Source organism: Enterobacter sp. K510, assembly GCF_055804875.1.
Map to the genome: position 1 here is coordinate 25,141 of NZ_JBNRLQ010000014.1, position 20,650 is coordinate 45,790.

Annotated in this window: 20 protein-coding genes and 1 pseudogene; 10 read left to right on the top strand and 11 right to left on the bottom strand. The window is 57.4% G+C overall.

Going from position 1 to position 20,650, the window contains the following annotated elements; all coding sequences use genetic code 11:
• Positions 1 to 27 precede the first annotated feature (27 nt).
• The 3 genes and pseudogenes from xylB to ACQUTD_RS19915 all read left to right on the top strand — a co-directional run bounded on the left by xylB (position 28) and on the right by ACQUTD_RS19915 (position 2,795).
• Positions 28 to 1,482 carry a xylulokinase gene (gene xylB, locus ACQUTD_RS19905; protein ID WP_473277266.1) on the top strand — a complete coding sequence of 485 codons (1,455 nt, stop codon included), beginning with the start codon at positions 28 to 30 and terminating at the stop codon, positions 1,480 to 1,482.
• Between the two features lie 216 nt (positions 1,483 to 1,698).
• Positions 1,699 to 1,878: pseudogene (locus tag ACQUTD_RS19910) on the top strand (hydrolase); the annotation flags it as partial.
• Entirely contained in the window at positions 1,875 to 2,795 is a 921-nt protein-coding gene (locus ACQUTD_RS19915; protein ID WP_473277265.1) for a helix-turn-helix domain-containing protein, read from the top strand. The pseudogene ACQUTD_RS19910 and the gene ACQUTD_RS19915, both read left to right, overlap by 4 nt.
• Here the strand turns inward: ACQUTD_RS19915 and ACQUTD_RS19920 are convergent.
• Positions 2,788 to 3,783, bottom strand: a complete 996-nt coding sequence (locus ACQUTD_RS19920) for an acyltransferase family protein (RefSeq protein WP_473277264.1) — start codon at positions 3,781 to 3,783, stop codon at positions 2,788 to 2,790. The two genes, ACQUTD_RS19915 and ACQUTD_RS19920, sit on opposite strands and share 8 nt — an antisense overlap.
• 186 nt (positions 3,784 to 3,969) lie before the next feature.
• Between ACQUTD_RS19920 and ACQUTD_RS19925 the strand changes: the two genes are divergently transcribed.
• From ACQUTD_RS19925 to glyS, 3 genes are all read left to right on the top strand, one after another.
• Positions 3,970 to 4,272 carry a YsaB family lipoprotein gene (locus ACQUTD_RS19925; RefSeq protein ID WP_318364587.1) on the top strand — a complete coding sequence of 101 codons (303 nt, stop codon included), beginning with the start codon at positions 3,970 to 3,972 and terminating at the stop codon, positions 4,270 to 4,272.
• Positions 4,273 to 4,386: 114 nt separating this feature from the next.
• The gene (gene glyQ / locus ACQUTD_RS19930) at positions 4,387 to 5,298 is read left to right on the top strand and encodes a glycine--tRNA ligase subunit alpha (RefSeq protein WP_072571444.1); all 912 of its coding nucleotides are present in this window, start codon (positions 4,387 to 4,389) and stop codon (positions 5,296 to 5,298) included.
• Between the two features lie 9 nt (positions 5,299 to 5,307).
• Positions 5,308 to 7,377 (top strand): glycine--tRNA ligase subunit beta, encoded by a 2,070-nt coding sequence (gene glyS / locus ACQUTD_RS19935; protein WP_318375604.1) that lies wholly within the window; start codon positions 5,308 to 5,310, stop codon positions 7,375 to 7,377.
• A gap of 66 nt (positions 7,378 to 7,443) precedes the next feature.
• Here the strand turns inward: glyS and ACQUTD_RS19940 are convergent, their stop codons facing one another.
• Complete coding sequence (locus ACQUTD_RS19940; RefSeq protein WP_473277263.1) at positions 7,444 to 8,319, bottom strand: alpha/beta fold hydrolase; 876 nt, start codon at positions 8,317 to 8,319, stop codon at positions 7,444 to 7,446.
• A gap of 124 nt (positions 8,320 to 8,443) precedes the next feature.
• Positions 8,444 to 8,740 carry an HTH-type transcriptional regulator gene (locus ACQUTD_RS19945; protein ID WP_072571446.1) on the bottom strand — a complete coding sequence of 99 codons (297 nt, stop codon included), beginning with the start codon at positions 8,738 to 8,740 and terminating at the stop codon, positions 8,444 to 8,446.
• 403 nt (positions 8,741 to 9,143) lie between these two features.
• Between ACQUTD_RS19945 and ACQUTD_RS19950 the strand changes: the two genes are divergently transcribed.
• Together ACQUTD_RS19950 and cspE are read left to right on the top strand one after the other, a co-directional pair.
• Positions 9,144 to 9,854: a DUF3053 domain-containing protein gene (locus ACQUTD_RS19950; protein WP_072571447.1), complete on the top strand. Its 711-nt coding sequence runs from the start codon at positions 9,144 to 9,146 to the stop codon at positions 9,852 to 9,854.
• Between the two features lie 267 nt (positions 9,855 to 10,121).
• Positions 10,122 to 10,334: a transcription antiterminator/RNA stability regulator CspE gene (cspE, locus tag ACQUTD_RS19955; protein ID WP_072571448.1), complete on the top strand. Its 213-nt coding sequence runs from the start codon at positions 10,122 to 10,124 to the stop codon at positions 10,332 to 10,334.
• Positions 10,335 to 10,405: 71 nt separating this feature from the next.
• Here cspE and ghrB read toward each other — a convergent pair whose 3' ends face one another.
• The 6 genes from ghrB to ACQUTD_RS19985 all read right to left on the bottom strand — a co-directional run bounded on the left by ghrB (position 10,406) and on the right by ACQUTD_RS19985 (position 16,331).
• Complete coding sequence (gene ghrB / locus ACQUTD_RS19960) at positions 10,406 to 11,380, bottom strand: glyoxylate/hydroxypyruvate reductase GhrB (protein WP_473277262.1); 975 nt, start codon at positions 11,378 to 11,380, stop codon at positions 10,406 to 10,408.
• 40 nt (positions 11,381 to 11,420) lie between these two features.
• Positions 11,421 to 12,701 carry an MFS transporter gene (locus tag ACQUTD_RS19965; protein ID WP_318375601.1) on the bottom strand — a complete coding sequence of 427 codons (1,281 nt, stop codon included), beginning with the start codon at positions 12,699 to 12,701 and terminating at the stop codon, positions 11,421 to 11,423.
• Between the two features lie 57 nt (positions 12,702 to 12,758).
• Positions 12,759 to 13,700, bottom strand: a complete 942-nt coding sequence (locus ACQUTD_RS19970; RefSeq protein ID WP_473277261.1) for a PfkB family carbohydrate kinase — start codon at positions 13,698 to 13,700, stop codon at positions 12,759 to 12,761.
• Positions 13,701 to 13,704: 4 nt separating this feature from the next.
• The gene (locus ACQUTD_RS19975; RefSeq protein WP_318375600.1) at positions 13,705 to 14,454 is read right to left on the bottom strand and encodes a sugar phosphate isomerase/epimerase family protein; all 750 of its coding nucleotides are present in this window, start codon (positions 14,452 to 14,454) and stop codon (positions 13,705 to 13,707) included.
• Positions 14,455 to 14,562: 108 nt separating this feature from the next.
• Complete coding sequence (locus ACQUTD_RS19980; RefSeq protein ID WP_318364580.1) at positions 14,563 to 15,582, bottom strand: LacI family DNA-binding transcriptional regulator; 1,020 nt, start codon at positions 15,580 to 15,582, stop codon at positions 14,563 to 14,565.
• A gap of 86 nt (positions 15,583 to 15,668) precedes the next feature.
• Complete coding sequence (locus ACQUTD_RS19985) at positions 15,669 to 16,331, bottom strand: OmpA family lipoprotein (protein ID WP_072571454.1); 663 nt, start codon at positions 16,329 to 16,331, stop codon at positions 15,669 to 15,671.
• A 119-nt stretch (positions 16,332 to 16,450) separates the two neighbouring features.
• Between ACQUTD_RS19985 and ACQUTD_RS19990 the strand changes: the two genes are divergently transcribed.
• Positions 16,451 to 18,826 carry a molybdopterin guanine dinucleotide-containing S/N-oxide reductase gene (locus ACQUTD_RS19990; RefSeq protein WP_473277260.1) on the top strand — a complete coding sequence of 792 codons (2,376 nt, stop codon included), beginning with the start codon at positions 16,451 to 16,453 and terminating at the stop codon, positions 18,824 to 18,826.
• Here the strand turns inward: ACQUTD_RS19990 and ACQUTD_RS19995 are convergent.
• Entirely contained in the window at positions 18,789 to 19,235 is a 447-nt protein-coding gene (locus ACQUTD_RS19995) for an N-acetyltransferase (RefSeq protein WP_473277259.1), read from the bottom strand. The genes ACQUTD_RS19990 and ACQUTD_RS19995 overlap by 38 nt on opposite strands.
• Positions 19,216 to 19,794 carry a DNA-3-methyladenine glycosylase I gene (gene tag, locus ACQUTD_RS20000; protein WP_318364577.1) on the bottom strand — a complete coding sequence of 193 codons (579 nt, stop codon included), beginning with the start codon at positions 19,792 to 19,794 and terminating at the stop codon, positions 19,216 to 19,218. Before tag ends, ACQUTD_RS19995 begins: the two co-directional genes overlap by 20 nt.
• Positions 19,795 to 19,948: 154 nt before the next feature.
• Between tag and ACQUTD_RS20005 the strand changes: the two genes are divergently transcribed.
• Positions 19,949 to 20,641, top strand: coding sequence for an autotransporter domain-containing protein (locus ACQUTD_RS20005; protein ID WP_072571458.1), 693 nt, complete (start codon positions 19,949 to 19,951; stop codon positions 20,639 to 20,641).
• Positions 20,642 to 20,650: the final 9 nt, after the last annotated feature.

Below are 20,650 nucleotides of genomic sequence, written 5' to 3' on the forward strand. Positions count from 1 at the left end.
ATCACAGCCTGTACAGGAGCAGTCATTATGTACATCGGTATCGACCTCGGCACCTCGGGCGTAAAAGCGATCCTGCTGGGCGAGCAGGGTAACGTGCTTGCCTCTTACACCGAGTCGCTGACGGTTTCACGCCCGCATCCACTCTGGTCCGAGCAGGATCCCGAACAGTGGTGGCTGGCGACGGATCGCGCAATCAAAGGCCTCGGCGCACAGCATCCGCTGGCCCAGGTAAAAGCCGTGGGGATCGCCGGGCAGATGCACGGCGCCACCCTGCTTGATAAACAGGACGTTATCCTGCGTCCGGCGATTTTATGGAACGATGGCCGCTGCGGTGAAGAGTGCGCGCTGCTTGAAGCCCAGGTGCCGGACTCGCGCGCCATTACCGGCAATCTGATGATGCCCGGTTTTACCGCGCCAAAACTGCTGTGGGTGAAGCGTCACGAACCGGACGTGTTCGCCCGCGTGGCGAAAGTATTACTGCCTAAAGATTACCTGCGTCTGCGCATGACCGGCGAGTACGCCAGCGATATGTCCGATGCGGCAGGCACCCTGTGGCTGGACGTCGCGAAGCGTGACTGGAGCGATACCCTGCTGGCAGCCTGCGGACTGACCCGCGACCAGATGCCCGCGCTGTTTGAAGGCAGCGCCATTACCGGCAGTCTGTTGCCTGAGGTGGCGCAGGCCTGGGGATTACCCGCCGTGCCGGTGGTGGCTGGCGGAGGCGATAACGCCGCCGGTGCCGTGGGCGTTGGCATGATCGATGCGGGCCAGGCGATGCTCTCCCTCGGCACCTCCGGCGTCTATTTTGCCGTCAGCGATGGCTTTCTGAGTAAACCGGAAAGCGCCGTGCACAGTTTCTGCCACGCGCTGCCGGAACGCTGGCATTTAATGTCCGTGATGCTGAGCGCCGCCTCCTGTCTCGACTGGGCGGCGAAGCTGACCGGCCTGTCCTCGGTGGCGGAACTGATTAACGCCGCGCAGCAGGCGGATAAGAACGCCGGTGACCTCTGGTTTCTGCCGTATCTCTCCGGCGAGCGCACGCCGCATAACAACCCGCAGGCGAAAGGCGTCTTTTTTGGTCTGACCCATCAGCACGGGCAGAACGAACTGGCGCGCGCTGTGCTGGAAGGCGTCGGCTACGCGCTGGCGGATGGTATGGACGTGGTGCATGCCTGTGGTATCACGCCGAAAAGCGTCACGCTGATTGGCGGCGGGGCGCGCAGCCCTTACTGGCGGCAAATGCTGGCGGATATCAGCGGTCAGCAGCTGGATTACCGCACCGGCGGCGATGTCGGTCCTGCGCTCGGCGCGGCAAGGCTGGCGCAGATCGCCCTTAACCCGGATCGGGCGCTGTCCGATCTGCTGCCGCCGTTGCCGCTGGAGCAGGCGCATCTGCCGGATGCCGCGCGCCACGCGTATTATGCGCCGCGCCGGGAAACCTTCCGCCGCATCTACCAGCAGCTTCTGCCGTTGATGTCGTGAAAGCAGGCCGTCCGCGAACGGCCTGATGATGTCCTTTTCTGGTATTAGCAAACGCAGGACGCCTTGTCAGAATGGCAGTACACCCACTGCACAAGGCGTCCTGAAATGACCCGTACCGCGCTTATCAATATCGATACCCAACAATCCTTCCCGCAAAAAGATTTCTGGCAGGAGGAGGAGTAGTTGCCTGCATTTCAGGAGGCAATGCTCCGTCTGGTGGCGGCGGATCTGGGCTACCGCGTGACCTTTGTCAGCGAAGCGACGTTAACCTTCCCGATGACGCATAATGGCATTACGCTGGACAGCGCAACGCTGCGCCACCGCACGGAAACCGTGCTGGTGGATCGCTTTGCCGCCATTAAAACCGTAACCCAAACGCTGGAGTCGCTTGCATGAGTGTGGATGTCTGGTTCGTGATGCTGCCGGGGGTGCTGGCGCTGGATATGACCGGCCCGGCAGAAACCTTTGCGCTGGCGGGCAATGCGTTCCGCCTGCATTTCATCGGGCCGGACGCCGAGGTGCCGACCTCTGTCGGCGTGACCATGGGCAATATCGCGCCGCTGCCCGATACGCTGCCGGACGGCAGTCTGCTGGTGCTTCCCGGCGTGTCAGACTCCTCACGCTATTTCGCCACACCGCAGGCCGACCGTATTTGTCACTGGTTGATGCGCCAGCAGCCGCTGATCCACAGCCAGAAAATCACACTGATGTGCGTCTGTTCCGGCTCCCTGCTGGCGGCGAAAGCCGGGCTGATGCAGGGGATCACCTGCACCACGCATCACGACGTGATCGCCCGGCTGAAGGCCGCCGCGCCGACCGCGCAGGTGAAAGAGAACCGCATTTTTATTGAAGATCGCGGCATCTGGACCAGCGCCGGTATCACCTCGGGGATTGATTTAACCCTGCACCTGATTAACCGCCTGTGCGGGCCGGAAGCGGCGCTGGCCGTAGCGCGGGAGATGGTGGTGTGGTTCCGCCGCTCCGGGGACGATCCACAGCTGTCGCCCTGGCTGCGCTATCGTAATCATCTGCATCCGGCGATCCACCGGGCGCAGGATGCGTTAACGAATGCACCTGAAAAAGCCTGGTCGCTGGCGGACATTGCCACCTGTGCGCACGTCAGCCCGCGTCACCTGACGCGGCTGTTCCAGCAACATCTGGGCATCAGCGTGCGCGACTACCTGGAACAGCTGCGGCTGGCGGTGGCGGAGCAGTGGCTGGTGCAGGGGCGCGGTGTCGAACACGCATCGCAGGCCGCGGGATTTTCCTCTCCGCGGCAGCTGCACCGTGCCCGCCAGCGGGCCATCAGCTGACGAAGCGACGGCTATCGAGGCGCTGCAACAGCATCGACAGCGCTAAACTGCATGCCAGCGCGGCGGCGAAGATCCACAGCATATCCAGCAGCGGCGAGCTTTTTATCTCCACCCCGCGCGTGCGTAACGCATGAATAATCAGCGCGTGAAAGCCGTAAATGCCTAATGAATGCCGCGAGATCAGCCCCAGACCCGGCAGAACGCGGGTATTGAGCGTGTTTTTCACCAGCGTAAGCAGGCTGATGGCGCAGATAAACACCATCGGGCCGCAATAGAGATACCAGGTATCGGCGAAATTACCGCGCCAGCGCAGTTCATGCAGCGTACCGCGTGAAATGACAAACACTGCGGCAATAAACAGCGCCGCGCACAGCCCGCTCACATATTTGCGCTGCGTATCCATCATGCCGAGGGCGCGCCCGAGAATGCCGTACAGCGCGTAGTAAAAGGTATCGCCATTGATGTACAGATTCACCGGCAGCCATTCCACGCCGCCGGTTTTCAGCGACAGGGTATTAGGGTTGGCGACCACGCCAATCACCACGGTGAGCGCCAGCAGCATTTTGCCGCTCACGCTTTTCACCTGGATCAGCGGCGACAGCAGGTAAATCACAATGATGGCGAAGAAAAACCACAGGTGATAAAACACCGGCTTTTGCAGCAGGTTTCTCAGCGACAGCTCGCCGTTTATCGAGGTAAAAAACGTAATATAGAGAAACGCCACCAGACTGTAGAACAGCAGGCAGAGGCCGATACGCAAAAAATGACGCGGCTGCGCGCTGCGTTCACCAAAGAACAGATAGCCTGAAATCATAAAAAACAGCGGTACGCTGACCCGCGACGCGGAATTGAGGATATTTGCCATATCCCAGTACAGTGGGCTGACGCTCTGCGCGTTAGTGATATACCAGCTGGTGGTGTGGATCATCACGACCATCAGGCAGGCGATGCCCCGCAGATTGTCTATCCAGTTAATTTTTGACTGCATTCGTTCCCCGATTTCCGTCTTAAACAGGCTCTGACTCGCAATTGCCAGCGTGTTCTCACTGGATAATTCCGAGTTTCCCGGCTTGCGCTTGTACCTGCCATGCTGTGTTTGCAATATATTTAACAGCGCAATCAGCCTGCTCCCTCTAATTAAAAATAATAGCCAGATAACATGGCGGCGATAAAAATGATGATGAAGTGTGTATTTCCAGCATTATTACTCTTACTGACCGGCTGTAGCAGCCCTGACGGGCAGAGCGTACAAAAAGCGCAGCAGGCGAAGGTCAGCCCGGCCCGCTCGTTGTCCATGGAGCAACTGTGCAAAGAGAACGCCGCTCACCGCTATAATACCGGGGCGCAGAATATTGCAGTCACCGGCTTTGTACAATTTCAGGCGAGTTATGAAGTGCGCGGCTATACGCCCCGTGAAGAACGTTTTGTTTGCGCTTTCGATCCCGACGGTCAGTTTTTGCACCTTTCCATGCGCTAAGGCCACGCCACAAACCCAATTTTCCCTAAACAACCCCGTTTCGTACTGTATATCTTGCGGTCAACGGGTATACTGGCGACTTCCTTAAATCCACCGTATCCAGCACGAAATATTATGCAAAAGTTTGATACCAGGACCTTCCAGGGCCTGATCCTGACCTTACAGGATTACTGGGCTCGCCAGGGCTGCACCATTGTTCAACCATTGGACATGGAAGTGGGCGCCGGCACCTCACACCCGATGACCTGCCTGCGCGCGCTGGGGCCAGAGCCTATGGCGACCGCCTATGTGCAGCCTTCCCGCCGTCCGACCGATGGTCGCTATGGCGAAAACCCGAACCGCTTACAGCATTACTACCAGTTTCAGGTGGTCATTAAGCCGTCTCCGGACAATATCCAGGAGCTGTACCTCGGTTCCCTGAAAGAACTGGGTATGGATCCGACCATCCATGACATTCGCTTCGTCGAAGATAACTGGGAAAACCCGACGCTGGGCGCCTGGGGTCTGGGCTGGGAAGTGTGGCTGAACGGCATGGAAGTGACGCAGTTCACTTACTTCCAGCAGGTGGGCGGTCTGGAATGCAAACCGGTTACCGGTGAGATCACCTACGGCCTGGAACGTCTGGCCATGTACATTCAGGGCGTGGACAGCGTTTACGACCTGGTCTGGAGCGACGGCCCGCTGGGTAAAACCACCTACGGCGACGTGTTCCATCAGAACGAAGTGGAACAGTCCACTTATAACTTCGAATACGCTGACGTCGATTTCCTTTTCACCTGCTTCGAGCAGTATGAAAAAGAAGCGCAGCAGCTGCTGGCGCTGGAAACCCCGCTGCCGCTGCCTGCTTACGAGCGCATTCTGAAGGCCGCCCACAGCTTTAACTTGCTGGATGCGCGCAAAGCCATCTCCGTGACTGAACGTCAGCGTTACATTTTGCGTATTCGCACGCTGACCAAAGCCGTTGCAGAGGCTTACTACGCGTCCCGTGAAGCCCTTGGCTTCCCGATGTGCAACCGAAATAAATAAGAGGCGGCCATGTCTGAAAAAACTTTTCTGGTGGAACTCGGCACTGAAGAGCTGCCACCAAAAGCCCTGCGCAGCCTGGCGGAGTCCTTTGCTGCGAATGTGACGGCGGAACTGGATGCCGCGGGCATCGCCCACGGTAACGTGGAGTGGTTCGCCGCCCCGCGCCGTCTGGCGCTGAAAATCGCCAGCCTCGCGGCCGCGCAGCCGGATCGTGAAGTTGAAAAACGTGGCCCGGCGATTGCTCAGGCCTTTGACGCGGAAGGTAAACCAAGCAAAGCGGCTGAAGGCTGGGCGCGCGGCTGCGGTATCACCGTTGACCAGGCGGAGCGTCTGACCACCGATAAAGGCGAATGGCTGCTTTATCGTGCCCATGTGAAAGGCGAAAGCGTGCAGACGCTGCTGCCGAACATGATTGCGACCTCCCTTGCTAAACTGCCGATCCCGAAACTGATGCGCTGGGGCGCAAGCGACGTACACTTCGTGCGTCCGGTTCATACCCTGACGCTGCTGCTGGGGGATGAAGTGATCCCGGCGACGATCCTCGGTATCACCTCCGATCGCGTGATCCGCGGCCACCGCTTTATGGGCGAGCCGGAATTCACCATCGACAATGCCGATCAGTATCCGCAGATCCTGCTGGAGCGCGGCAAAGTGATGGCGGATTACGAAGCCCGTAAAGCCAAAATTAAAGCGGACGCTGAAGAAGCGGCGCGTAAGATTGGCGGCAATGCCGATCTGAGCGAAAGCCTGCTGGAAGAAGTGGCCTCGCTGGTGGAATGGCCGGTGGTGCTGACCGCGAAATTTGAAGAGAAATTCCTCGCCGTACCGTCCGAAGCGCTGGTGTACACCATGAAGGGTGACCAGAAATACTTCCCGGTTTATGCGGCGGACGGCAAACTGCTGCCGAACTTCATCTTTGTGGCGAACATCGAGTCCAGCGATCCGCAGCAAATTATTTCCGGTAACGAGAAAGTGGTGCGCCCGCGTCTGGCGGATGCAGAATTCTTCTTTAATACCGACCGTAAAAAGCGTCTGGAAGATAACCTGCCGCGTCTGCAAACCGTACTGTTCCAGCAACAGCTCGGCACGCTGCGCGACAAAACTGACCGCATCACCGCGCTGGCGGGCTGGATCGCCGGTCAGATTGGCGCGGATGTCAGCCATGCTGAACGTGCGGGCCTGCTCTCCAAGTGCGACCTGATGACCAACATGGTGTTCGAGTTCACCGACACCCAGGGCGTGATGGGCATGCACTACGCACGTTTCGATGGCGAAGCGGAAGACGTTGCCGTGGCCCTGAACGAGCAGTATCAGCCGCGCTTTGCCGGTGATGCGCTGCCGTCCAACCCGGTGGCCTGCGCCGTCGCGATTGCCGATAAAATGGACACCCTGGCGGGTATCTTTGGTATCGGTCAGCACCCGAAAGGCGACAAAGATCCGTTTGCGCTGCGTCGTGCCGCGCTGGGCGTGCTGCGTATTATCGTCGAGAAAAACCTTTCTCTCGATCTGCAAACCCTCACCGAAGAAGCCGTGCGTCTGTATGGCGATAAGCTGACCAACGCCAGGGTCACTGATGACGTCATCGACTTTATGCTGGGCCGTTTCCGCGCCTGGTATCAGGACGAAGGCTACAGCGTGGATACCATTCAGGCGGTGCTGGCGCGTCGTCCGACCCGTCCGGCTGATTTCGATGCGCGTATGAAGGCGGTGTCCCACTTCCGTACGCTCTCCGAAGCGGCGGCGCTGGCGGCAGCCAACAAACGTGTCTCCAACATCCTGGCGAAATCCAGCGAGCCGCTGAACGATAACGTTCACGCCTCGGTGCTGAAAGACGATGCGGAAATCCGCCTTGCCATGCAGGTGGCGGTGATGCGCGATAAGCTGCAGCCGGTCTTCGCTGAAGGCCGTTATCAGGACGCGTTGATCGAGCTGGCCTCGCTGCGCGAGCCGGTGGATGAGTTCTTTGAAAGCGTGATGGTGAATGCCGAAGACGCCGAGGTACGCATCAACCGCCTGACGCTGCTGGCGAAGCTGCGTGAGCTGTTCCTGCAGGTCGCGGATATTTCGCTGTTGCAGTAGGCCGGGTAAGCGCAGCGCCACCCGGCACAAAAATACCAACGGCTTCCTGAAAAGGAGGCCGTTTTTTTATGCAAGAAATCGCCGTAACCGCTCTGCCACGCCAAACACGCAATCCAGATGCCCGCAGCCGGGTAACGTCTCACACTGCACCTGCGGGTTATTCTGCTGACGTACTAAGGTTGTTATCGCCTCCGCACTGAATAATTCATCCTGCTCTGCTGCCAGAATCAGCGTGGGCAGGGTCAGCGCCGCCAGCTGTTTTGCCGGTGCCTGCGGCGTTAAGGCGTTCGCCATATTTACGGTGTAATGGCGCACAACGCGCGGATCGCTTTCCAGCACCTGCGCCGGAAAGTGCAGGTTTACCGCCGGATACTGCCCGCACAAGCGGCCTCCGCTAAGCGCATTGAGAATAAAAGGCCAGTTTTTCACCGTGGCGAACTTATCCGCCTCAGGTAGCGGGCGCGCGGTTCCGGAGAACGGCCCCAGCTCCGGGGCGAGCAGCGTCAGGCTGCGCGCTAACGGATTTCGCGGCAGACGCGTTGCGTAGTTGAGCAGCATACCGCCGCCGCTGGAATGGCCCAGCAAATGGCAGCCAGCCTGCGGGTAAGTCTTATGCAGGACCGAAAGCAGGGTATCGACATCCTGCCAGATCTGGCGGGGATGCATTAGCTTGCCTGACGCCGACTGACCATGCCCGCGCATATCCACCAGACAGACCGCGATGCCTGGCGTGGCGCTGAGCTGACGGGCAAGGATCTGATAACCCGCCTGGCTGTGAACGCCGCCGCCGTGATAGACCACGAAAATATGCCTGATGGCCGACGCAGGCAGATAGAGCCAGTAATGCAGACCAGCACTATTTCCGCTATGGGGAGGAAGGGCGGGGGGCAGTTGCAGCGTCAGTTGCTGCACGGAAAGAATATAGTTATTGAAATTGATCAAGAGCGTTCCAGGCTTAAAAGGCGAATACGGCAGGGGATAACATAGCAGCGCCTTAAAAAACATAAAACCCGCCATTTGGCGGGTTTAAACTTTCAGGAACACCTCAGGTACAAAGTACAAAAAATTATTCCATCAATTGCTTACTTAATCTTGGGTTGGCCTGGAGCAGGCGCAGCAACTTCAGTTCAGTCGGGGAGGGTTTTACCCTTTTAGACTCCCATTCATGAACCATCGCCACGCTCACACCCATTACCCGGGCAAAATCATCGTTTTTCAGACCGGTACCTTTACGCAGCTGCTCAAACTCACTGAAAGGATTAGGTTTTTGATTCAACGTGATAGTTTGTTGCGATACATCGTGTTTAAAGACAATTTGTTCCAGACTGCTAAGCAGTTCAAACATAGGATCTTTATATTCCATTGAGAACTCCTCATAAATCACAAGGCGTGATCGTAAACGACAACGAGCCATTTAAGAGTAGTCGGTAAATATTATTCTGGATGGTTGCGAGAGTGATTAATTGTCAGGTAATGGACCTTTATATACTAAAAATACCTTTTTTCTTGCCCAGGCTCTCTTTAATGCCTTGATCATTAAGCCCTAGTTTTCAGCTGTAGACTTTTGTAAATGATCAGCAAAAAAAATACTAAGCATTGCCGGTACGCACTAAGCGTAGCGGGGGCCGCAGAGCAATTCCGATGCGGGGCTTTCCCTGACAAGAATGTCAGGAAAGGGTATCTTGCAAAGCCGACCTGGACTATCCTTGTCAGCGTCGGGCACGTGTGTGCCGGTGTGCGCTTTTTTGGGTGAAAGGAGTAATAAAATGGCGACAGGAAAGTCCTGCTCTCGCTGGTTTGCGCCTCTTGCGGCGTTATTAATGGTGGTTAGCCTGAGTGGGTGTTTTGATAAAGAAGGCGATCAGCGCAAGGCGTTTATCGATTTTCTGCAAAATACAGTGATGCGCAGCGGTGAGCGTTTGCCTACCCTGACCGCGGATCAGAAAAAACAGTTTGGTCCCTTTGTATCGGATTACGCCATTCTTTATGGTTATTCCCAGCAGGTGAATCAGGCGATGGACGCGGGTCTGCGTCCGGTTGTAGACAGCGTGAATGCCATTCGCGTGCCGCAGGATTACATGACCCAGCGCGAACCGCTGCGTCAGGCAAACGGGTCGTTAGGCGTGCTGAGCCAGCAGTTGCAGAATGCAAAAATGCAGGCGGATTCTTCGCGTGCCGCGCTGAAACAGGCCGATGATTTGAAGCCGGTTTATGACCAGGCTTATCAAAAAGTAGTTACCGCGCCGTCAAACGCGCTGCAACCGCTGATCCCGGCTGCACAAATCTTTACGCAGCAACTGGTTCAGGTGGGTGATTTTATTGCCCAGCAGGATACGCAGGTGAGCTTTGTCGCCAACGGGATCCAGTTCCCGACTTCCCAGCAGGCCAGCCAGTATAACTCGCTGATTGGGCCGCTGGCGTCGCAGCATCAGGCGTTTACGCAAGCCTGGACCGCTGCCGTTAACGCGACGCAATAAGCGTTTCGTCCCCCCGCCAAAAAGCGGGGGGATCCGCCGCTTCGCTGAGGCCCTGGCCTTTTGGACGGCTGAAATAAGTCTTGCTAAGCCTCCGGGATAATGCGTTAATGCTCCCCGGTTTGACGTACAGACCTAAAGCACTTTATAAAGCAGTCCCTCCAGGAGTTATCCATAGATACCCTTCGTTGAGAGCTTTCCTTTATCGCTTAAAATCTGTAAAGCACGCCGTAGCGCCGGAAGGCAAACTTAATTAAAAAGGTAATCTCTATGTCTGGTAAAATGACTGGTCTGGTAAAATGGTTCAACTCTGACAAAGGCTTCGGCTTCATCACTCCTGACGATGGCTCTAAAGATGTGTTCGTACACTTCTCTGCTATCCAGAACGATGGCTACAAATCCCTTGATGAAGGCCAGAAAGTGTCCTTCACCATCGAAAGCGGCGCTAAAGGCCCGTCTGCTGGTAACGTTGTAAGCCTGTAATCGCTTCCGTTTAAAGCACGCTTTCTAAAAAAAACCCCGCCATGCGGGGTTTTTTCTTTTCTGGTTTCCGGCTATTTCGCAATCTGCGGATTCACACAGTTTTTTTCCACCTTGCCATTGAGCGCGTCGATCAGATTATCCACCGCGCAGGCGGCCATGTTGTAACGCGTTTCATGGGTGGCGGAACCGATATGCGGCAGGGCGACCACGTTCGGCAGCGACAGCAGTTCCGAATCTGCCGGCAGCGGCTCCTGTTCGAAAACGTCCAGACCCGCAGCATGGATCTCGCCGTTCTTCAGCGCTGCGATCAGCGCTTTCTCGTCCACCACCGGGCCACGACCGGCGTTGATAAAGATCGCCGAGGATTTCATGCGGGCAAACTGATCCGCGCCGATCATATGGTGCGTCTCATCCGTTAGCGGCAACACCAGGCAGACAAAATCGGCTTCTTCCAGCAGGGCATCCAGTTCACAGTAACGCGCGCCAAAACGCTCTTCCGCTTCCATATGATGACGACGGGCGTTATAGAGGATCGGCATGCCGAAGCCAAAGTGCGCGCGCTGCGCCAGCGCCAGACCGATGCGGCCCATGCCGACGATGCCCAGCGTTTTATGGTGCACGTCGATGCCAAACCAGTCCGGCCCGATGTTTTTCGTCCATTCGCCTGCTTTTACGCGCTCCGCCACTTCCACCACCCGACGGGCAGTGCTCAGCACCAGCGCCATCATGGTATCGGCCACGGTTTCGGTCAGCACGGTGGGCGTATGCATCAGCAGGATCTTACGATCGTTTAACGCATCCACATCGAAATTGTCATAGCCTACCGAGATGGTCGAAGTTGCGCGCAGCTTCGGCATTTTCTCCAGCAGCGCGGCATCGACTTTCTCGCTTGAACCCAGCAAACCTTCCGCACTGGCAAATGCCTCTGCATGCTGTTGCACCGTCTCAGGATGCAGATTCGGCACCCTGGTCACGATGAAATGGTCTTCCAGACGTTTTTGCAGATCATCAGGCATGGCTTTGTACAGAATAATGGACGGCTTCATGCGGTTCTCCCAAATCAGTAATAGCGGGTCGTCAGGCGCATCATGCGTGGCGCGCGCCCGCCGGAATCTGTTGATTATTAGCAGGCTTAACAATCAGAGTAAGCCATACCGAGACAAAAAGCGCCACCCCCATAAAGATGTACGATGCCGCCGGGCTGCCTGTCGATCCGTTGAGATAACCCACGAACCAGGAGCCAAAGAAAGAGCCAAGCGCGCCCATACTGTTGATCAGCGCCATTGCGCCGCCCGCGACATTACGCGGCAACATTTCCGGGATGATGGCGAAGAAGGGACCATAAGGGGCATACATCGCCGCACCGGCAATCACCAGCAGCGTATAGGAAACCCAGAAATGGTTCGCCCCTACGGCCCAGGAGCCGATAAAGGCAAAAGCGGCGATCAACAGCAGCGGCCAGACAAAGAGTTTACGGTTTTGCATTTTATCCGACGCCCATGAAGCGAGGATCATCGCAATGGTCGCCGCCAGATAAGGCACTGACGAGAGCCAGCCGACCGCCACCATACCGAGATTTTCACCGCCGCTGTGAATAATCGACGGCAGCCACAGCACAAAGCCGTACACGCCGATACTCCAGGCAAAATACTGCATACACAGCAGGATCACGTTGCGCGAACGGAAGGCTTCGCCGTAATTACGCACCGCTTTAATACCCTGTTGTTCCTGCTCCAGCTGCGCCTGCAACGCGGCTTTTTCCTCTGCCGCCAGCCATGACACCTGCGACGGTTTATCCCTGACCAGCACCCACCAGCAGAATGCCCAGATCACTGCCGGTACGCCTTCAATAATGAACATTTCCCGCCAGCCGAAAGACTGGATCAGGTAGCCGGACACTACCGACATCCACAGCACCGTGACCGGGTTACCCAGAATAAGGAAGGTATTGGCGCGCGAGCGTTCTGATTTAGTAAACCAGTTGCTGATATAAATCAGCATTGCGGGCATCACCGCCGCTTCCACCACGCCAAGAATAAAGCGGATCGCCGCCAGCGCCGGAATATTATTTACCACGCCGGTGAGCGAGGCGCAGGCGCCCCATAAGATCAGGCAAATAAAGATCAATTTCCGCACGCTGCGGCGTTCAGCGTACATTGCGCCGGGGATCTGGAAGAAGAAGTAGCCGAGGAAAAACAGCGCGCCCAGCAGCGATGAGACGCCTTTAGTGATGCCCAGATCGTCATTGATGCCTGCCGCGGAGGCGAAGCTAAAGTTGGCGCGATCCAGATAAGCCAGGCTGTATGTGATAAACACAATCGGCATAATGTACAGCCAGCGTTTTGTTGCATTAGTCGGACTTTTCATAGGGTTGCCTCTGGCATTGTAGGGTACTGAGGTTCAAATATGATAAAGAGGGGCGCTTTACCCCTCGTTAAGCTGTGCCCGCGTTGGCAATCCTTCGCTGTCTCCCTGCACCTGAATGGCCAGTGAGCCGATTTTATTTCCCCGATCGATAGCCTGTTTAAGTGAACGGCCTTCCAGCAGCGCGCTGACCAGGCCGACCGCAAAGCCATCGCCTGCGCCCACGGTATCCACCACGTTATCCACTTTAATCGCCGCCACCGCCCCCTGCTCGCCGTCGGCGGTTTTGAACCACGCGCCGTCGGAGCCGGTTTTGATCACCACCATTTTCACACCCCGTGAGAGATAGAAATCGGCGATGCCTTCCGGGTGTTGCTGGCCGGTAAGGATGACACCCTCCTTGAGCCCCGGCAGCACCCAGTCGGCCTGGAACGCGAGGTGATTAAGTTTTTCTACCATTTCGGCTTCGCTCTTCCACAGCACCGGCCGCAGATTAGGATCGAAAGAGATCGTTTTGCCGCGCGCTTTCATCACGCCCGCCGCATGATCCAGCAGGGCATACGCATCAGACGACAAGGCCGCCGCCACGCCGCTCAGATGCAGATGGCGCGCGCTGGTGAACATGGCTTCGTCGAAATCTGCCAGTGACAAATGGCTGGCGGCGGAATTCTTGCGGAAATATTCCACAATGGGATCGGTTCCATTTTCAACCTTAGATTTCAGCTGAAAACCCGTTGCGTACCGCCCGTCAATAGTGACGCCGCCGGTGCCGATGCCCTCTTTTTCCAGCGAATTAAGCACGAACTGCCCGAAGCTGTCATCGCCGACGCGGCTGACCCAGGCGACTTTCATGCCGAGGCGCGCAAGGCCGGTGGCGACGTTCAGCTCAGCGCCCGCGATGCGTTTAAAAAAGTGCTCCGCCCGGGCCAGGTCGCCGGTTTCGGTGGCGACAAACATGGCCATGGCTTCGCCGATGGTGATGACATCAAGCGCATGATGCATGGCGTTACTCCTCACGTAATAAATTGACATAGCGGCGCGTGACGGCGGTCAGATCGCGGCCTTCCAGTGGAAACTCAATGCCGCGCGGCACGTCGGCGGGAAGCTGATTCAGCAGTTCCGCCCAGCGGCCATCGGCCTGATCCGGCGCAATGGCGCGATAATGGTAATGATGCGCGATAGCGGCTTTCACATGGATATAGCTGACGGCGGGGGCCAGCTGGCGGGCCGCTTCTTCCGGCGATTCGCCGACCCACAGCCAGTTCGCCATATCGAAGGTCAGGGTGACCGGCAGATCCAGCACCCGGCAGGCGGCTTTAAAACGCTGCATTGGCGCAAGCTGGCCGCAATCGGTCTGATCGTTTTCCACCACCAGCGCCATGCCGCTGTCCGCCAGCCAGCCGCGCAGCAACTCCAGCGCGGATTTATGCTGGAAATGCCCGAGAGAGACTTTCAGCCACAGGGCGTTTAAGGTGCGCGCTTCCTGAAGCAGAGCGGGCAGTTCGGGGTTCAGCGTGCCATCAAACAGACACAGTGGCTCCGGCGCGGAGTAGCAGGCCAGCAGGTTATGGGATTCGATGTCGGCGGCCAGGGCAGGCAGGGCGTTCAGTTCATCAGGCGTGAACAATTCGCGGCGGATCTCCACGCCGTCTGCGCCTGCCGCCGCAATAAACGGCAGCACGGCAGCCTGACCGCCCAGCGACTGAATACGGTCGTGGCCGTAAGCGGCAGTGACGACGATAATTTTTCTTTTCATTTCCCGGCTCCCGAACAAATGCCTGTTGGCTTCTGTTTAAGCTAGATGGAACCGGTTCCAAATGAAAGATCAGGATCGCCAAAGCATGATCGTCATCACGAAGGGGAATCAGCGGGCGGTGGAGCCGCGAACGATAAGTTCGCCGGAGAATACCTGTTCATGCACGGTATTGTCGGTGCCGTCGATGCGGCGCACTACCTGCTCGACGGCGGCGTAGCCAATCTGCCAGGTAGGCTGTTTGAGGGTGGTGATGCCGACGCCCGCAAGCTCTGCCCACTCCAGTTCGTCAAAACCGAGCAGACCGATGTCGCTGCCCCAGTGCAGGCCAATGCGCTTCAGCGAGCGGGCAACCTGGAGCGTTAACGCGCCGTTGGCCGAGATCACCGCTTTGCGCATGCCCCGGTGACGGGTATGAAACTGGCGCAGCCTGTTGTCGATTTGCCCGGCTTCATGCAGCACAACTTCAGCATCTTCCGCAATGACGCCGGGATAGCGGGCGAGGGTGGCATGAAAGGCGTTCAGACGCTCACGGCGGGTATTTACCGTCCCGAGAGGTTCACTAAGAAACAGCAGCGCTTCAAATCCCTGCTCCACCAGATGCTCGGTGGCGGTGGTGGCGGCCTGGGTGTTATCCAGCCCGACCACATCGCAGGCGAAGTCCGGAATTTTACGGTCAATAAGCACCATGGGCAGCGACGATTGTTGCAGGCGGTTCAGCCCCTCTTCGCGCATTCCCACGGCATTCACCACGATCCCCTCCACCTGATAACTGCGCAGCAGATCCAGATAGTGCAGCTCCTGATCGAGGGCGTTATTGGTATTACACACCAGCGGCGTAAAGCCTTTCTCACGGCAGGCGGCTTCGATACCGCTCAGCACGTTCACGGAATAGGGATTGGTAATATCGGCGATGATGAGGCCAATCAGCCGCGTACGGCCGCGTTTCAGGCCGCGGGCCATCAGGCTGGGACGATAATTAAGTTCGGCAATGGCGTTTTCGATGCGGGCCAGCAAAGCCTCTGAAAGCAGATGCTTTTCACCGTTCAGATAACGTGAAATGCTGGTTTTACCCGTTTTTGCCGCTTTCGCGACGTCGCTGATTGTCGGGCGCGCTGCCTTTGCGTTCATGTCCGTCTCCTGGGGTAACTTTGCGGAGATTAACATATTTTACGCGGAATACCCCTCGCCTGCAGGCGAGGGGGTAAACAGAGGAATTACTGCAACGGACTCAGGGTAATTTCCACGCGACGGTTCTGCGCTTTGCCTTCTTCCGTGCTGTTACTGGCGATCGGGTTCGCCGGGCCTGCGCCGGTAGTACGCAGACGGTTCGCTTCCACGCCCTGGGTGATCAGCGCGCTGGCAACCGCATCGGCACGCTGCTGCGACAGACGCATGTTCAGATCCTTGCCGCCGGTGCTGTCGGTGTAACCCACCACGTTAACCGCAGTTTTTGGATACTCTTTCAGTACCATTGCCACGCCGGTCAGGGTGTTGGCACCTGCCGGTTTCAGGGTTGCGCTGCTGCTGTCGAAGGTCACGTTGTTCGGCATGTTCAGCACGATGTTATCGCCATTTCGCGTCACGCTAACGCCCGTTCCCTGCATTTTGTCCCGCAGTTTCGCTTCCTGCACGTCCATGTAATAGCCCGCGCCGCCGCCGAGGGCTGCACCAGCGGCGGCACCAATCAGCGCCCCTTTGCCGCGGTCTTTTTTCGAGGAGGAGAGTACGCCGACGCCTGCGCCGACCAGCGATCCAATACCTGCGCCAATGCCTGATTTACCGGCTTCGCGCTCACCGGTGTAAGGGTTGGTGGTGCAGCCTGAAACAGCCAGTGCGCCGCAAACCGCAGCCACAATGAGAAGGACATTTTTCTTCATCGAATTTCCTTAATAATTTTTAATTCTATGCACAGCGATAATCGCGGTTGATTATGACCTGATGATCGTTAGAAACTTCCGGAAAGATTCTGAATTTTGTAAATAACATTGAGCGGCGCATGAGCGACCGACACACCTGCATCAGACATCAGGGAGCATACGTTTTGGCACACTCATCCACAAAAACCATTCTCACGGCAGCCCACTGGGGGCCGATGCTGGTAGAAACCGACGGCGAAAACGTCCTGTCATCGCGCGGTGCCCTGCCGACCGCCCATCCCAATTCGTTACAAACCGCCGTGCGCGATCAGGTGCACAGCAACAGCCGCGTGCGTTTCCCGATGGTGCGCAAAGGCTTCCTTACGTCACCGGAAAAACCGACCGGCGTGCGCGGTCAGGATGAGTTTGTCCGCGTCAGCTGGGATGAAGCCCTGGATCTGATCCACGCCCAGCACGCCCGTATTCGTGAAAGCTACGGCCCGTCGTCGATATTTGCCGGATCTTACGGCTGGCGCTCCAACGGCGTGCTGCACAAAGCGGCGACGCTGTTGCAGCGTTATATGAGCCTGGCGGGGGGCTATACCGGCCATCTGGGGGATTATTCCACCGGCGCGGCGCAGGCGATCATGCCCTACGTGGTGGGCGGCAATGAGGTTTATCAGCAGCAGACCAGCTGGCCGCTGGTGCTGGAGCATTCTGATGTGGTGGTGCTGTGGAGCGCCAACCCGCTTAACACCCTGAAAATTGCCTGGAACGCCTCGGATGAGCAGGGGATCCCTTATTTCGATCAGCTGCGCCAGAGCGGCAAGCGGGTGATCTGCATCGATCCGATGCGATCGGAAACCGTCGACTTCCTCGGCGACAGTGCCGAATGGCTGGCGCCGCATATGGGCACCGATGTGGCGTTGATGCTCGGCATCGCCCACACGCTGGTGGAAAACGGCTGGCAGGATGATGAATTCCTTGCCCGCTGCACCACCGGTTACGACATCTTCCGCGATTATTTAACCGGCGCCAGCGATGGCGTGGCGAAAACCGCAGAATGGGCCGCGGAAATTTGCGGTATTGATGCGCCTAAAATCCGCGAACTGGCGGAAGTGTTCCATAAAAATACCACTATGCTGATGTCCGGCTGGGGCATGCAGCGCCAGCAATATGGCGAGCAGAAACACTGGATGCTGGTGACGCTTGCCGCCATGCTGGGGCAGATCGGTCTGCCGGGCGGCGGCTTTGGTTTGTCCTATCACTTTGCCAACGGCGGCAATCCGACGCGCCGCGCGGCGGTGCTCGGCTCCATGCAGGGCAGCGTCCAGGGCGGCGTGGACGCGGTGGATAAAATCCCGGTGGCGCGCATTGTGGAAGCGCTGGAAAACCCCGGCGGCGCGTACCAGCACAACGGCATGGATCGTCACTTCCCGGATATTAAATTTGTCTGGTGGGCGGGCGGCGCAAACTTTACTCATCATCAGGACACCAACCGGCTGATCCGCGCCTGGCAAAAACCGGAGCTGGTGGTGATCTCTGAATGCTACTGGACGGCGGCGGCGAAGCATGCCGATATCGTTCTGCCAGCCACCACCTCTTTTGAACGTAACGATCTGACCATGACCGGCGATTACAGCAATCAGCATCTGGTGCCGATGAAGCAGGTGGTCGCCCCACGTGATGAAGCGCGGGATGATTTTGAGGTGTTTGCCGATCTCAGCGAGCGCTGGGAGCAGGGCGGGCGGGCGCGGTTTACCGAAGGCAAAAGCGATCTGCAATGGCTGGAAACCTTCTATGACATCGCCAGCGCGCGCGGCGCCAGTCAGGGCGTGACGTTACCGCCGTTCGCAGAATTCTGGCAGGCCAATCAGCTTATTGAGATGCCGGAAAGCGAGGAGAACGCGAAGTTTGTGCGTTTTGCGGCCTTCCGTGCCGATCCGGCGGCGAACCCGCTGAAAACCGACAGCGGCAAAATTGAAATCTATTCGCAGCGTATCGCGTCATTTAACTATGCCGACTGTCCGGGGCACGCGACCTGGCTGGCGCCTGACGAATGGCACGGCAATGCGGAGCCGCAGCAGTTGCAGGTGCTGTCCGCGCATCCGGCGCACCGTCTGCACAGCCAGTTAAGCTATTCCGCGCTGCGCGAGCAGTACGCGGTGGCGGGGCGTGAACCCATCACGCTGCATCCGCAGGATGCGCAGGCGCGGGGGATCCGTGATGGCGACGTGGTGCGCGTGTGGAACGGTCGCGGGCAGGTGCTGGCGGGCGCAGTGGTGACCGAGGGGATCCGTCCGGGGGTGATCTGCATTCATGAGGGCGGCTGGCCGGATCTGGATCCGGCGGCCGGGGGGATCTGCAAAAACGGCGCGGTTAACGTGCTGACCAAAGATCTCCCCAGCTCGCGGCTGGGCAACGGCTGCGCCGGGAACACGGCGCTGGCATGGGTGGAAAAATACACCGGCCCTGAGCTCAGGCTGACGGCGTTTGAGCCGCCTGCCAGCGCATGATCCACGTCGGGTGGTGAGTCTCCTCCTGCCAGGCGCTGTCTTCGATACGAAAGCCCAGCGCATGGTAGAAATTCACTGCCCGCTCATTCTTCTGATACACCTCAAGACTGAGATCGGCATAGCGCTGTTTGACATGCTCAAGCAGCGCGCGTCCGATCCCCTTGCCGATCGCGTCAGGACGCACAAAGAGCGCACCGACAAAGCGGCTGTCCATCACGCTGACGAATCCCTCAAGGCGGCCCTGTTCTTCCCACACCCAGGTTCTGGCGGCGGGTAAATAGGCATCGCGCACCAGGCTTTTACTCTCCTGCCAGTAACGCGCGTCGATAAAAGGATGGGCAAAGGTGGTGCTTTCCAGCCACAGCGCCAGCAGCGCTGACGGGTCATTATCATGCCATTCGTGGATCATCGCTGCCTCCGGGATGACAAAAGCACTGGGTAACATGGTCATTCACCAGACCGCAGGCCTGCATAAAGGAGTAACAGATGGTGGTGCCGACAAACTTGAAGCCGCGTTTTTTCAGCGCTTTTGACAGGGCATCCGATTCCGGTGTCGACGTGGGGATCTCCGCAAGGGTGGCGGCCTGGGTCATCCTGACCTGATGATCAACAAAGGACCAGACAAAATCTGCAAAGTCTTCGCCCTGTTGCTGCATCGCCAGATACGCCCTGGCGTTACCAATAATCGCCTGAATTTTCCCCCGATGGCGAATAATACCAGTGTCCTGCAACAGCCTTTCCACGTCGTCATCCTGCATCGCCGCCACGCGCACAGGATCGAAGTTATAAAAACAGCGGCGATAATTTTCCCGTTTCTTCAGCACCGTGATCCAGGATAAACCCGCCTGCTGGCCTTCGAGACAGATCATCTCAAACAGCTTCTGGTTACTGGACTGCGCCACGCCCCATTCTTTGTCGTGGTAGTCGATATACAGCGGATCCTGACTGACCCAACCACATCGTTGCATGTCTTTCTCCTTTCCATTGTTGCGGTAGATCCCAAAAGAAAATTATCCCGCTGGCTTGACGTGTCTCTTAAAGAGACAATAGTTAATACAGGGTTTTATCCGCACAAAATGATAACGATACTGCCGGTTTTGGCTCTTTTCTGGAGTCGCATTGATGAAGATAAAAAATAACAGTGGCTGCCGCCTGGCGCTCGTGCCTGTGTGCCTGTTTTTTTGTCAGACGGCGCAGGCGTGGCAACAAGAATATATCGTTAGCGACCCGCAAAGTAATATGGCGGATCGCTATACATGGGACAGCGATCACCAACCGCGTTATGACGATATTCTCGAAGGGCGGATCCGCTCGACGCAAAATACGCCTGGCCTGTCCTGGAATTTGCCGGATGATACGCCGCTGGACGCCACCAGCACCATGAGCCTCGGCTGGAATATTCCGCTGGTGAATAATGTCACCACCGGCCCGGTGGCCGTCTGGCATTACGACAGCTCTGCCTCATCAATGCATAATGAATTTGGCGATGGCCCGGCAAACCTGCAATTCACCGATCCGCTGTGGCACGCCAGCGTCAGCTCGGTGGGCTGGCGCGTGGACAGTCGTCACGGGGATCTCCGCCCGTGGGCGCAAATCAGCTACAACCAGCAGTTTGGCGAAAATATCTGGAAAACCCAGTCCGGCCTCAATCGTTTATCGGCCTCCAGCCAGGACGGTAACTGGATGGACGTGACCCTCGGCGCGGATATGCTGCTCAATCCCCATTTTGCAGCCTATGCTTCACTGTCGCAGTCTGAAAATACGGATATCGGTCAAAACTATCTTTACAGCATGGGCGTCAGCGCGCGCTTTTAATTAGCATTT

Bases quoted from the DNA above. Each gene is read 5' to 3' on its own strand.
- ghrB (WP_473277262.1), bottom strand. From the start codon at position 11,380: ATGAAGCCGTCCATTATTCTGTACAAAGCCATGCCTGATGATCTGCAA.
- ACQUTD_RS19965 (WP_318375601.1), bottom strand. From the start codon at position 12,701: ATGAAAAGTCCGACTAATGCAACAAAACGCTGGCTGTACATTATGCCG.
- ACQUTD_RS19990 (WP_473277260.1), top strand. From the start codon at position 16,451: ATGAGCGACCGACACACCTGCATCAGACATCAGGGAGCATACGTTTTG.
- ACQUTD_RS19975 (WP_318375600.1), bottom strand. From the start codon at position 14,454: ATGAAAAGAAAAATTATCGTCGTCACTGCCGCTTACGGCCACGACCGT.
- ACQUTD_RS19980 (WP_318364580.1), bottom strand. From the start codon at position 15,582: ATGAACGCAAAGGCAGCGCGCCCGACAATCAGCGACGTCGCGAAAGCG.
- glyQ (WP_072571444.1), top strand. From the start codon at position 4,387: ATGCAAAAGTTTGATACCAGGACCTTCCAGGGCCTGATCCTGACCTTA.
- ACQUTD_RS19950 (WP_072571447.1), top strand. From the start codon at position 9,144: ATGGCGACAGGAAAGTCCTGCTCTCGCTGGTTTGCGCCTCTTGCGGCG.
- ACQUTD_RS19925 (WP_318364587.1), top strand. From the start codon at position 3,970: ATGATGATGAAGTGTGTATTTCCAGCATTATTACTCTTACTGACCGGC.
- ACQUTD_RS19970 (WP_473277261.1), bottom strand. From the start codon at position 13,700: ATGCATCATGCGCTTGATGTCATCACCATCGGCGAAGCCATGGCCATG.
- ACQUTD_RS19920 (WP_473277264.1), bottom strand. From the start codon at position 3,783: ATGCAGTCAAAAATTAACTGGATAGACAATCTGCGGGGCATCGCCTGC.
- glyS (WP_318375604.1), top strand. From the start codon at position 5,308: ATGTCTGAAAAAACTTTTCTGGTGGAACTCGGCACTGAAGAGCTGCCA.
- ACQUTD_RS19985 (WP_072571454.1), bottom strand. From the start codon at position 16,331: ATGAAGAAAAATGTCCTTCTCATTGTGGCTGCGGTTTGCGGCGCACTG.
- ACQUTD_RS20005 (WP_072571458.1), top strand. From the start codon at position 19,949: ATGAAGATAAAAAATAACAGTGGCTGCCGCCTGGCGCTCGTGCCTGTG.
- xylB (WP_473277266.1), top strand. From the start codon at position 28: ATGTACATCGGTATCGACCTCGGCACCTCGGGCGTAAAAGCGATCCTG.
- ACQUTD_RS19995 (WP_473277259.1), bottom strand. From the start codon at position 19,235: ATGATCCACGAATGGCATGATAATGACCCGTCAGCGCTGCTGGCGCTG.
- cspE (WP_072571448.1), top strand. From the start codon at position 10,122: ATGTCTGGTAAAATGACTGGTCTGGTAAAATGGTTCAACTCTGACAAA.
- ACQUTD_RS19945 (WP_072571446.1), bottom strand. From the start codon at position 8,740: ATGGAATATAAAGATCCTATGTTTGAACTGCTTAGCAGTCTGGAACAA.
- tag (WP_318364577.1), bottom strand. From the start codon at position 19,794: ATGCAACGATGTGGTTGGGTCAGTCAGGATCCGCTGTATATCGACTAC.
- ACQUTD_RS19915 (WP_473277265.1), top strand. From the start codon at position 1,875: ATGAGTGTGGATGTCTGGTTCGTGATGCTGCCGGGGGTGCTGGCGCTG.